Raw genomic sequence first — 12,175 nt, forward strand, 5'->3', positions numbered from 1 at the left:
TTAAGAGTATGAATTTTGATCATTTTTCGCTTTAAAAAAGTGATGTGACTTTCTGGAACAGACTGAAAGTATTTTAGGTGCTCCACCTATTTCGTCAAGCGAAATTACTGGAGGCGCGTGAGGGAATCGAACCCCCGTACGAAGCTTTGCAGGCTCCTGCCTAACCACTCGGCCAACGCGCCATATGCCTGAATCAAAAATGGGAAGCTTTTGAGGGCTTCCCATCGAACTTGGAGCGGGAAAGGAGGTTCGAACTCCCGACCTATACCTTGGCAAGGTATCGCTCTACCAGCTGAGCTATTCCCGCATAACAGGGCGATAGTTTAACAAACAATCAAAAAGAAAGCATTATTCCAAGTGATCCAGCAGAGTCTCAGAATTGATCCTACCCGCAAAGCTATACCAGGTGGTGTCTCGATGGAATTAGTCGATTTTTCCTGCAAGTTGCGGCAGGGCTTTTTTCAAGTAATAAAACATCGACCAAAGCGTCAAGAATGCCGCAACCCAAATGAGCCAGGTTCCGACTCTGGCGCAATCTAACCACCCAAACAAAGTGTCATTGAGCAGCAAAAAAGGGATTGCTACCAATTGAGCTGTTGTTTTTAATTTACCAACCATATGCACCGCAACGCTCTTGCCAGCACCCAGTAAAGCCATCCATTCTCGCAAAGCAGAGATCGTGATTTCTCGACCAATGATCACTAAGGCAACCCATACCTGAACACGATCCATATTCAAAAGAACAAGTAATGCCGCCGCAACAATTAATTTATCGGCAACTGGATCCAAGAACTGGCCAAAGGCAGATTCTTGTTTTAAACGGCGCGCAAGAAATCCATCCAACCAATCGGTAATTGCCGCTGAGATAAAGATAATCGCTGCAATCAAGTTCTTCTCAAATGGCGTAAACCAATCACTCGGAAGATAGAAAATTGCCACCAGCAATGGAATTGCTGCAACACGCAACCAGGTAAGGGCAATGGGGAGATTGAACGGCATTAGATAAGCATAAACTAAATATGGTGGGCAACCGCTAGTGTAATTGGCGGTAAATTTGCTCTGCCAAGGTGAGTGACACCCCTTCTACGCTAGCAATTTCTTCTATGCTGGCATTGGCTACGCCCTTGAGACCGCCAAAACGAGCCAACAGCTTTTGGCGTCGCTTAGCACCAATACCTTCAATCTCCTCCAAACGAGAAACTGTTCTTGCCTTAGCTCGCTTAGCGCGCATACCGGTAATGGCAAAACGATGTGCCTCATCTCGAATCTGTGCAACTAGCAAAAGTGCCGCACTATCAATACCGAGCTCTAAGGATTCGCGGTTATCTGCAAAAATCAGTGTTTCTAAGCCAACTTTGCGACCCTCTCCTTTGGCAACACCCACAATCAAGCCCACATCCATACCGAATTCTGAAAGCACCTGCCTTGCCATCTCTACTTGCCCTTTACCACCATCAATCAAAATGACCTGAGGCATTTTTTCTGGAGGAAGTTCTTGGAAGTTAGCATAACGCCTTTGCAAAACTTGACGCATCGCTGCATAGTCATCACCCGGTGTGATGCCATTGATATTGAAACGTCGATACTCGCCTGATTGCATGGCATTCTTCGCATACACCACGCACGAAGCTTGAGTTGCTTCGCCTGAGGTATGGCTGATGTCAAAACATTCAATTCGCAAATGCTCTAGACCCTCGAGATCCAAACCTAAAATATCAACCAAAGCCCTTACTCTAGCTAACTGCCCACCGGTTTCAACTAAGCGTTTCGTTAAAGCGATCTTGGCGTTACCTTCGGCCATCGCCAACCAATGACGACGTTGACCTTGGGGTTGATGTAAGAAGGTAATTTTTTTACCGGCTTGTGCATTTAATAAATCGTGCAGATCTTCGGGAGGTGCTTCATTAGATTGGCTGACATCGTCGCTTAAGGATTGCAGAGGGTGATTTAAGACCAAAACAGGTGGTATTAAATTGACCGTTGCGCTAGATGCACTCTCGCTAGCGACATCCTCTAAATAATGCTGAGCAATAAAGGCTTCTAATATTTCTGCAGGGGGCGGAAGTTCTCCAGAGGCAGTGCGCAAACCTTTAGGGAAATAAGGTCTGTCGCCCAGATGACGCCCACCACGCACCATGGCGAGGTTCACACAAACCATACCTTCCATTTGTGCGACAGCAATGATGTCAACATCGCCCTCACCTTCGGCAACGGCATCCATTGCCTGTTGTTGCAAAACGCTAGAAAGATCTGCAATCCGATCACGCAGTACTGCAGCCATTTCGAATTCCATGGCATCGCTATGCGCATGCATTTCCTTTTCCAGCTCCGCAAGTACCCGACTATGGTCGCCCTCTAAAAATCGTGTTGCTTGCGCCACGTCTTGACCATATTGCTCGACACTAAGGCGACCCACACAGGGAGCACTACAGCGATGAATCTGATGCAAGAGACAGGGGCGGCTGCGATTCTTAAAAACGGAATCTTCACAAGTCCTCAAGCGAAAGACTTTCTGCAAAATTTGCACGCTATTACGCACTGCCCAGCTATTGGGAAAAGGGCCAAAGTAATGATTGCGTTTATCCACCTTGCCACGATAAGAAGCCAAGCGCGGGAATTGATGCCCCGTTAACATCACATATGGGTAGGACTTATCATCCCGAAACAAGATATTGAATGGCGGAGCCAACTCTTTGATGAGATTGTTCTCTAAAATGAGGGCTTCAGTTTCTGTCCGTGTTACTGTTGTTTCATAGCGAGCGATTTTCCCTACCATCAACGCTATTCGCGGTGACAGCTGTTTGCTTTGAAAATAACTAGATACACGCTTCTTAAGATTGCGAGCTTTGCCGACATATAAGATGTTCCCCGCCTCATCAAAGAAGCGATATACCCCCGGCAATCCGGGTAGCCGTTTAACATCCTGCTGAAGGGTTTCAAAAAGCGAATTACTCATGCGTTGGGATATTTTCTGCCAAATCGTAGACAACTATGGTGATGCCGGTGTTTGCTGGCGTCTAGCCCGAAGCTTATCAAGCCTTCATGGCCAAGAGATACGCATTTTTTGCGATGACCTACCAACCCTCAATTTACTCGCTTCTGGCGTAGATCCTGTAATTAAGCAAAAAATAGATCTTCAACCTTGGGAAGCAAGCTTTAGTAATGCAAGGCATCCTGTACAAACTCCCGATGTCATCATCGAAGCCTTTGGCTGTGAATTACCTGAGCGTTACCTTACTGGTGTGTTTATTGCCCCCATCAAGCCCATCATCATCAATCTCGAATATCTCAGCGCTGAACCCTGGATTACGGACTTTCATGCAAAAGCATCGCCACAATCCCATGGCATACCTAAGTATTTTTTCTTCCCGGGATTTCAGGATGAAGTCGGCGGAATATTGGTTGACCCTGTGCCACCAGAAGGTATATCTGTTGCCAACAAAATTCCGTATGACTTACAGGGGGCGTGGTCTAAGCTGCGAAGTGATACAAAACGCATTAGCATCTTTTGCTACCCTGGAGCGCCTTTAAGCAAGTGGCTAGAAGATCTTGGCTCGCTAGGTGAGAATATCGATGTCTTACTAACGCATGGTCATGCTGAGCTCCTAAATCTTTATGGAGAGAAGCCCATTCAACTGCCTGCCAATCTGCAATTAATCTCCATGCCTTTTGTATCGCAAGATGAATTTGACTGGGTACTATCGCAATGTGATTTCAATATCGTTCGTGGTGAGGATTCTTTTGTGCGCGCGCAATTAGCAGGCAAACCATTTATCTGGCACATATACCCGCAAGAGGATCGCGCCCATGAAGTCAAATTAGCCGCCTTTTTAGACCTCTACCTTGAAATGGCTAATCAAGAATTACGTCTTGCAACCATTGCAGCCATGACCTGGGCAATGCCGAGCGAATGGTTCCATATGCTCGATACTTGGAATACCCATTCTCAAGCTTGGCGCACCCAATTAATCAAAAACCAAGGGGATGGAGGCTTAGCAGCCCGTCTATTAAGGTTCGTAGCCTAAGACCAAGCAATAGAGGCTTGCGGGCGGTTACAATCTTGTTTTTGATAAAAACCGCAGAATAATTACTCTGCACCCAGGAATAGCAAGATGAAAACAGCACAAGAACTCCGCGTTGGTAACGTCGTTATGATTGGCACCGATGCCATGGTCGTTTTAAAGGCCGAATACAGCCGCTCTGGCCGCAACTCTTCAGTTGTAAAAATGAAATTTAAGAACTTGTTAACCGGTGCGCCAAATGAAGGCGTTTATAAAGCCGATGACAAATTCGATGTTGTCATCCTCGAGAAAAAAGATTGCACATATTCTTATTTCGCAGATCCAATGTATGTCTTCATGGATGGCGACTATAACCAGTATGAAGTTGAAGCTGAGTTCATGGGCGATGCATTGAACTATCTTGAAGAAAGCATGCCCTGTGAAGTAGTTTTCTACGAAGGTAAAGCACTCTCAGTAGCAATGCCTAACTCGCTCGTTCGTGAAATCATTTACACAGAACCTGCAGTGAAAGGCGATACCAGCTCCGGCAAAGTATTGAAGAACGCAAAACTGGCTACTGGCTATGAATTGCAAGTTCCATTGTTCTGCAACACTGGGGATAAGATCGAGATCGATACTCGTACTGGTGAATATCGTAGCCGCGCTAACTAAGCAAAAACTGAGTAGCAAACGCTCAAACAAAAGCCCGGCATGCCGGGCTTTTTACTTAACTACTACTTGGTTTAAGTAATCAATTTGAACTGCTTAAGCAAGCCCTTAGCATGTTGATACTCTGCTTCTTTTTGCAACACATCCCACGCTAGGGCTAGCGAGTCTGGCATCAAGCGATTCAAACGGGTAGCGGACTCCGCTTGTTTTTGCTTTGAAACCTTTAGCTTGCTCAGTAACTGATCAGCTAAGTCCGGGCGATTACAAATTAAGACGGCATCACAACCGGCGTCTAGCGCCATTTCGGCCCCCTTCACCACTGATCCAGCAACGCTCGCCCCCTCCATCGAAAGATCATCACTAAAGATTACCCCCTGAAATCCTAGTTCTTGCCGAAGAATAGAATGTAGCCAAATCTTTGAGAAGCCCGCAGGATTTTGATCCACCTGCGAATAAATCACATGGGCTGGCATCACCGCGGCCAAACTTAAGTCCAGCCACTCATAGGGCTTGGTATCGTCGTTGAGAATTTCTTGAAGTGAGCGCTCGTCCACTGGAATAGCTACATGAGAGTCTGCCTCTGCCCAGCCATGACCTGGGAAGTGTTTGCCACAGTTGGCCATGCCACCAAGCCGTAAACCTTCATTCAAACTCTTGGCTAATGAAAACACGATTTGCGGATCACGACTGAATGAGCGATCACCGATCACACCACTGCGATCAAAATCCAAATCGAGGACAGGGGTAAAACTAAAGTCCACACCACACGCACGAAGCTCTGCAGCCAATACATATCCACAGGCAGTTGCGGCAGCCATGGCGAGCGCAGCAGAATCAGCGGCATGGCTTGATTTACTTTTCGCACCCCAAAGCTCGCCTAACTTACGCATTGCGGGAAGATGCGTAAAACCATCCGTCTTGCAACGCTGTACTCGTCCACCCTCATGGTCAATCGAGATCAAGACATCAGGCCGTAATTTCTTGATATCAGCTGTCAATTTACTCAATTGCTGACGATTAGCAAAGTTCCTGCCAAACAAAATCACACCACCCGTCAGAGGATGCAAGATCCTACGGCGATCTTCCGCATTTAAGACCTGACCTACCACATCTAAGGTAATTGGGCCGGGGTTCATGGTGGCTTTGCTCATGTATTCCTCTTAAAAAATTCTTCAGTTATTTCTGAGTAACGATGACATGGGCAATTGCCATGTCTTGCTCATCACTCACAGTCACGTGAGCTTCCCAATTTTTCTCTTGCATAAATTGAGCCAAAGCCCCGAGATAACTAGTTACTGGCTTCCCACTAGCTTCATTTAAAGTTTGGAGAGAGCGCCAAGTCATTGGCATTCTCATTCCCAAACCAATTGCTTTTGAGAACGCCTCTTTAGCAGCAAAGCGGGTGGCCAAAAATGCAATGCCGCGTTTGTGATTTCTGGCAAGACGATGTTTGAAGACCGCCATCTCATCTGGACCCAAAATCTTTTCTGCCAAGCGGCCATTAGTACGATCGTAAGCAGCTTGTAAGCGCCCAATCTGCAGAATGTCAGTACCAATGCCGATGATCATCAAATGTTTACTAGTCAGAGAGGTTTGATACGGTCTTGATGTCGACCTCTTACCATCAAGGCTTTCATATCCTCAATAGCATTTTGCCAACCTTTAAATAAAGCCTCAGCCACAATGGCATGGCCAATATTAAGTTCGGATAATTCTGCAATAGCGGCTATGGGCATCACATTGCCTTCATGCAAGCCATGGCCAGCATTGACTCTGAGCCCAATGCTCTTGCCGAACTGCGCAGCCTTTCGAATGCGCTCTAATTCTACTGCTTGTTCAGAACCAGATAAATCTGCATAACGCCCTGTGTGCAACTCCACTACAGTAGCACCAACGTCTTTTGCTGCCTGTATTTGCTTTTCTTCAGGATCGATAAATAGAGAAACCCGAATACCGGCGTCTTGTAACTGCTTGGTAGCAGCCTTCACTGCATCAAATTTCCCTAATACATCTAAGCCACCTTCAGTAGTGACCTCCTCACGCTTCTCGGGCACCAAACAAACATCGTGTGGCTTTACCTTACAAGCAATATCGAGCATTTCAGGGGTCACTGCACACTCTAGGTTCATCCGAGTTTTAATAAGCGGGCGTATTGCTAATAAATCAGCATCTTTAATATGGCGGCGATCCTCTCGCAAATGCAAAGTGATTAAATCCGCGCCAGCCTCCTCGGCTAATTGCGCCGCCTTGAGGGGATCTGGATATACCGTGCCACGCGCATTGCGTAAGGTGGCAACGTGGTCAATATTGATGCCCAGTTCTAAGGCGTGCGGAGAAGTCATGTCAATAGATTACTAGATTTTCTTCAAATCAATCAAAATTTGACGGGTCGTCAAGACTTGATCTTGCAAGTGCAAGCCCAAAAGGAAACGCATGAGCTGCTTACTTTCAGAGAGCGTCTCTGGAGCAGAAAAGTCCCCAGCAGCAATTGCCAATAAAGATTGACCCTTCAATACTGGCCAGTGGCCTGGATCGTCACCTTGGGTAGGACGCACACCTCGCTCTGGCTGGTAAACATAGTGGGTTTGGGCATCAGGTATTTGATTGGTTTCAACGCAACGATCTAAGGCAGCCGCGTAGCCCGTCTCTTGAAGCAGCGATAACTCAAAAGGACGCAGAATTTCTTCTAAGCCCTTCGACTCAAACTCAAGATTCGATAGAGCATTGATGGTTTCAGCATAGCGATCGTAAAGCTTTTCGTATTCATCTTCACGAGCTAAAAACTTCACGAGTAGTTCATTGAGGTAAAAACCGCAGAGGAGTGCATCGCCAACTAAAGAAGGCATGCCCCCCACCCACTCAGACTTGGTAAGCGTGCGCAATTCAGACTTACCACTCCAAGAAACCAGTAATGGCTGAAAGCGTTGCAACACAGGACGTAATGTTGAATGAGGACGTTTAGCACCTTTAGCAATCAGTGCCATGCGGCCATGTTGCCGCGTGAAGACATCCAGAATTAAGCTAGTCTCTTTATAGGGAATGCTGTGCAATACAAAAGCAGGCTCGTCAGCAACACGAATCGAGGCCATAGGAGCTTATTCCAGACCCTGTGCCCGCAATTCAGCGCGATCATCTGCCCAACCACGCTTCACTTTGACCCAAGTCTCCAAAAAGACTTTGCCATCAAAGAGCTTTTCCATATCAATGCGAGCATCGGTAGAAATCTTCTTCAGCCGCTCACCCTTTTGCCCAATGATCATGGCTTTATGGCTATCGCGATCTACCAAAATGGTGGCAGCAATCCGGCGCATCTTGCCATCCATCTTGAATTGATCGATTACTACGGTAGAGGTGTAAGGTAACTCTTCGCCAGTAAAACGGAAAACCTTTTCACGCAAAATTTCTGCCGCTAAGAAGCGCTCACTGCGATCAGTAATGGTGTCACCATCATATACAGCCTCAGCCTGAGGCAAATAACCCTCAAGCACATCTAACAGTCTTTCAATATCTCCCGGACTCTTTGCGCTCATGGGTACGATTTCTGCAAACTCACACTTTTGATCTTCGTGCCCACCTAATTCACACCAAGGTTTAGACATCTCTTTCATAAAGTTGAGCAAGGCTTGATCCCGCTCAGATGGAGTCTGAAAGCGACTATTGAACAAGTCCAATTTATTTAAGACCAGCAGCACTGGAAGATCATCTGGCAGCAGCTTTAATACTTTTTTATCATCCTCGCCAAAGTAACCAGCCTCTACTACAAAGCAAGCGACATTGACATCTTGTAAGGCGGTAGTAACAGTACGATTCAATGCTTTATTAAGGGTGTTCATTAAACGCGTCTGGAAACCAGGCGTATCAATAAAAATGAACTGTGCTTCCTCGCGATTCTGAATACCTAATATCCGATGACGGGTTGTCTGCGCCTTACGTGAAGTAATACTGATCTTTTGTCCAACTAATGCGTTGAGCAAGGTTGACTTACCCATATTGGGACGCCCAACAATGGCGATAGTGCCGCATCTAAACACGATTAGCCCTTCAGCTTAAGATTTAACTGCTCTTCAGTCGCTTCTTTCTTGGCTGCTTTTTTCTTAGCCGACCGAGTTTTCTTGGGCTTGCGAGATTCTTGTGGCAAGGCTTTTAAGACTCCCAGCAAAGCGGTTTTAGCGGCTGACTGCTCAGCAGCGCGGCGGGATGCACCCTCACCTTTTACTGAGACCTTGAGGCTTGGTATGACACACTCCACCTCAAATTGCTGATTGTGTGCAGCGCCACTAGTGCCTGTCACGTTATAAGTTGGCAAAGGTAACTGGTAACTTTGCAAACACTCTTGCAACAGTGTTTTGTCATCTTTACCTAAAGTTTTGGGATCAACCTGCGTCAGAATAATTGAATAGAGTTTGCGCAAACACGCTTTTGCCGCTTCAAAACCGCCATCCAAAAAGATCGCGCCCGTCACTGCCTCTAAGGTATCTGCCAGAATGGATGGACGGCGAAAGCCACCACTCTTGAGCTCACCCTCGCCCAAGCGAAGGTAATCTGATAGAGATAGTGTTTGGGCAATCTCATACAAAGCTTGCTGTTTGACTAAATTTGCACGCACACGTGAGAGGTCACCCTCATCTAAATCGGAATAACGCTCATACAGTAAATCAGCAACCACGCAATTCAGAATGGAGTCACCCAAAAACTCTAAGCGCTCATTATTTTTCTTGCTATGACTACGATGAGTCAAGGCTTGATTTAAGAGTTCGGGCTTTTTAAAGGTATACCCCAGACGCTCTTGAAGTGGTGCGGTTTCGATAACGGCGCGCGCGTTCATGATCGACTACTCAAAACCACCAATACGACCTAGATTACCTAGGTTAAGCCAGACAAAAAATGCCCTGCCAACAATATTCTTATCAGGCACAAAACCCCAATAACGAGAGTCAGCACTGTTATCGCGGTTATCACCCATCGCAAAGTAATGCCCTGCAGGCACCTTGCAGGTCAGACCAGATGGTTGGTATTGGCAAAACTCTGCACCCGGAAAACGCTCTGCGGGGAATGCCCCTGCAGGACGATCAGGGTCATTCAAAATCTCATGACGATTGCCACCTAAATCTGCTGGGAAAGCTTCTGTATAACGTTTGGCGTAACGCATATTTTCGGGATCTAGATAGGCTTCGCCGCCGCTGTATTGCAAAGGCTGGCCATTAATCGTTAAGCGCTTATCCTCATAAGCAATCACATCACCCGGCAAGGCAACGACTCGCTTGATATAGTCCACTGACTCATCGCGAGGGTAACGGAACACCACCACATCCCCACGTTTAGGGGAGCCCAGCTCCACAACTTTTTGATTGATCACCGGCAAACGAATGCCATACGTAAATTTATTCACCAATATGAAATCGCCGATCTGCAATGTCGGAATCATGGAGCCAGAAGGGATCTTGAATGGCTCAACAATAAAAGAGCGCAATACAAATACTGCACAAATGACTGGGAAAAAGCCTGCGGTGTACTCGAGCCATAATGGCATGCGATCAATACCGGCTGCTTTTCTTTGTGGTGCAAAGTAGACCCTGTCAGCAATCCAAGCAATGCCAGAAACAATTACCAAAATGAAAAGAATCAGAGCGAAGTTCATTAATCCTCCACCTGCAAAATCGCCAAGAAAGCTTCTTGCGGAATCTCAACGTTACCCACTTGCTTCATGCGTTTCTTACCTTCTTTTTGCTTCTCTAATAACTTGCGCTTACGAGAAATGTCACCACCGTAGCACTTCGCCAAAACATTCTTCCGTAAGGCCTTGACGTTTTCACGCGCAACGATATTGCTACCAATCGCCGCCTGAATAGCTACATCAAACATCTGCCGCGGAATAATGCCGCGCATCTTGGAGACCACTTCACGACCGCGGTGCTGACTATTACTTCTATGAACAATGACTGACAAAGCATCTACGCGATCACCGTTAATCAAGATATCCACTTTGACCACATCGGCTGGGCGATATTCTTTGAACTCATAATCCATCGAAGCATAACCGCGTGAGATTGATTTGAGACGATCAAAGAAGTCGAGCACAATCTCAGCCATCGGCAACTCATAAGTGAGCTGCACTTGACGACCTAAGTAGTTCATCCCCGTCTGAATCCCGCGCTTGCCAACGCATAGAGTGATCACTGAGCCTACATACTCCTGTGGCATATACAGATTGACAGTCACAATCGGCTCCATGGTCGTATCGACCTTGCTGGTCTCGGGCATCTTAGATGGGTTATCTACCATCAAGATCGTGCCGTCAGATTGCTGCACCTGATACACCACGGTTGGCGCAGTCGTAATCAAGTTCATGCCGTACTGGCGCTCCAAGCGCTCTTGGACGATTTCCATATGGAGCAAACCCAAGAATCCGCAGCGGAATCCAAAACCTAAAGCTTGTGAAACCTCTGGCTCATACAGGAGTGATGCATCGTTTAATTTCAGTTTCTCCAGTGACTCACGCAATTGATCGTACTCACTTGCCTCTACTGGGTAGAGGCCAGCAAATACTTGTGACTTCACTTCCTTGAAACCAGGTAATGGCTCAGTAGCAGGTGTGCGGCCTTGTTGGCCTACAGCATGGGTCACCGTATCACCTACTTTTGCAGCTTTAAGCTCTTTGATACCAGCGATGATAAAACCGACTTGACCAGCACTCAGCTCAGGGCGATCTACTGACTTTGGACTAAAGACGCCCACGTGTTCAACTAAATGGGTTGAGCCATGGGCCATTAAAGTAATTTTATCTTTGGGTTTTAAGGTGCCATTAACTACACGCACTAACATCACCACACCAACATAATTATCAAACCAAGAGTCAATGATCAAGCATTGCAATGGTGCACTCGCATCACCCTTGGGTGGCGGAACGCGACGAATCATTTCTTCAATGACTTCATGCACACCCATCCCGGTCTTGGCAGAACAAGTTACTGCATCAGTTGCATCAATACCAATCACATCTTCAATTTCTTGAATAGCGCGTTCAGGGTCTGCCTGCGGCAAATCAATCTTATTGAGCACCGGTACCACTTCAACACCTAACTCAATTGCGGTGTAACAGTTTGCTACTGTTTGCGCCTCAACGCCCTGACTTGCATCTACCACCAGCAAAGCACCTTCACAAGCCGATAAAGAGCGACTCACCTCGTATGAGAAGTCAACGTGACCTGGGGTATCAATGAGGTTGAGGTTATAAATCTTGCCGTCTTTGGCTTTGTAATTTAGAGCAGCCGTTTGGGCCTTGATTGTGATACCTCGCTCACGCTCAATGTCCATTGAATCGAGAACCTGGGCTTCCATTTCTCGATCAGAGAGACCGCCACAAATTTGGATAATACGATCAGCAAGCGTAGATTTGCCGTGATCGATATGGGCGATGATAGAAAAATTGCGGATTAAATCCATAGCGTCTTAAAAAGTCATTCAAGAAAACGCCTTGTCAGAACGCACCACAATGATGCGCTGCA

At 46.7% G+C, this 12,175-nt stretch carries 12 protein-coding genes and 2 tRNA genes; 2 read left to right on the forward strand and 12 right to left on the reverse strand.

Annotated elements, in window-relative coordinates:
* Window positions 1-108: 108 nt before the first annotated feature.
* The 4 genes from ICN35_RS03940 to uvrC all read right to left on the reverse strand — a co-directional run bounded on the left by ICN35_RS03940 (window position 109) and on the right by uvrC (window position 2,956).
* Window positions 109-182 (reverse strand) — tRNA-Cys (locus ICN35_RS03940).
* Window positions 183-231: 49 nt separating this feature from the next.
* Window positions 232-307 (reverse strand) — tRNA-Gly (locus tag ICN35_RS03945).
* A 116-nt stretch (window positions 308-423) separates the two neighbouring features.
* A complete protein-coding gene (pgsA, locus tag ICN35_RS03950; RefSeq protein ID WP_215296432.1) occupies window positions 424-999 on the reverse strand; it encodes a CDP-diacylglycerol--glycerol-3-phosphate 3-phosphatidyltransferase in 576 nt (191 codons plus the stop codon).
* 34 nt (window positions 1,000-1,033) lie between these two features.
* On the reverse strand, window positions 1,034-2,956 hold the full coding sequence (gene uvrC, locus ICN35_RS03955; RefSeq protein WP_216124452.1) for an excinuclease ABC subunit UvrC: 1,923 nt from the start codon (window positions 2,954-2,956) through the stop codon (window positions 1,034-1,036).
* Here uvrC and earP point away from each other — a divergent pair.
* Both earP and efp read left to right on the forward strand, forming a co-directional pair.
* Window positions 2,955-4,025, forward strand: coding sequence for an elongation factor P maturation arginine rhamnosyltransferase EarP (earP, locus tag ICN35_RS03960; protein ID WP_216124454.1), 1,071 nt, complete (start codon window positions 2,955-2,957; stop codon window positions 4,023-4,025). The genes uvrC and earP overlap by 2 nt on opposite strands.
* 87 nt (window positions 4,026-4,112) lie before the next feature.
* Complete coding sequence (gene efp, locus ICN35_RS03965) at window positions 4,113-4,673, forward strand: elongation factor P (protein ID WP_215296429.1); 561 nt, start codon at window positions 4,113-4,115, stop codon at window positions 4,671-4,673.
* A 71-nt stretch (window positions 4,674-4,744) separates the two neighbouring features.
* Here the strand turns inward: efp and nagZ are convergent, their stop codons facing one another.
* From nagZ to lepA, 8 genes are read right to left on the reverse strand one after another with little or no spacing between them, the layout of a single operon-like run.
* Window positions 4,745-5,821, reverse strand: coding sequence for a beta-N-acetylhexosaminidase (gene nagZ / locus ICN35_RS03970; RefSeq protein ID WP_216124456.1), 1,077 nt, complete (start codon window positions 5,819-5,821; stop codon window positions 4,745-4,747).
* Between the two features lie 25 nt (window positions 5,822-5,846).
* The gene (gene acpS, locus ICN35_RS03975) at window positions 5,847-6,239 is read right to left on the reverse strand and encodes a holo-ACP synthase (RefSeq protein WP_215296427.1); all 393 of its coding nucleotides are present in this window, start codon (window positions 6,237-6,239) and stop codon (window positions 5,847-5,849) included.
* 14 nt (window positions 6,240-6,253) lie between these two features.
* Window positions 6,254-7,012 carry a pyridoxine 5'-phosphate synthase gene (gene pdxJ / locus ICN35_RS03980; protein WP_215296426.1) on the reverse strand — a complete coding sequence of 253 codons (759 nt, stop codon included), beginning with the start codon at window positions 7,010-7,012 and terminating at the stop codon, window positions 6,254-6,256.
* A gap of 12 nt (window positions 7,013-7,024) precedes the next feature.
* Window positions 7,025-7,759 (reverse strand): DNA repair protein RecO, encoded by a 735-nt coding sequence (recO, locus tag ICN35_RS03985; protein ID WP_215296425.1) that lies wholly within the window; start codon window positions 7,757-7,759, stop codon window positions 7,025-7,027.
* Between the two features lie 6 nt (window positions 7,760-7,765).
* A complete protein-coding gene (gene era, locus ICN35_RS03990) occupies window positions 7,766-8,659 on the reverse strand; it encodes a GTPase Era (RefSeq protein ID WP_216860811.1) in 894 nt (297 codons plus the stop codon).
* 44 nt (window positions 8,660-8,703) lie between these two features.
* Window positions 8,704-9,495, reverse strand: coding sequence for a ribonuclease III (gene rnc, locus ICN35_RS03995; RefSeq protein WP_215296423.1), 792 nt, complete (start codon window positions 9,493-9,495; stop codon window positions 8,704-8,706).
* A 6-nt stretch (window positions 9,496-9,501) separates the two neighbouring features.
* Window positions 9,502-10,308, reverse strand: a complete 807-nt coding sequence (gene lepB, locus ICN35_RS04000) for a signal peptidase I (RefSeq protein WP_216124460.1) — start codon at window positions 10,306-10,308, stop codon at window positions 9,502-9,504.
* Window positions 10,308-12,113: a translation elongation factor 4 gene (lepA, locus tag ICN35_RS04005; protein WP_216124462.1), complete on the reverse strand. Its 1,806-nt coding sequence runs from the start codon at window positions 12,111-12,113 to the stop codon at window positions 10,308-10,310. The genes lepB and lepA overlap by 1 nt, the downstream gene beginning before the upstream one ends.
* Window positions 12,114-12,175: the final 62 nt, after the last annotated feature.

Origin of the sequence: Polynucleobacter sp. es-GGE-1 (assembly GCF_018882005.1) — a bacterium.
Lineage (GTDB): Bacteria > Pseudomonadota > Gammaproteobacteria > Burkholderiales > Burkholderiaceae > Polynucleobacter.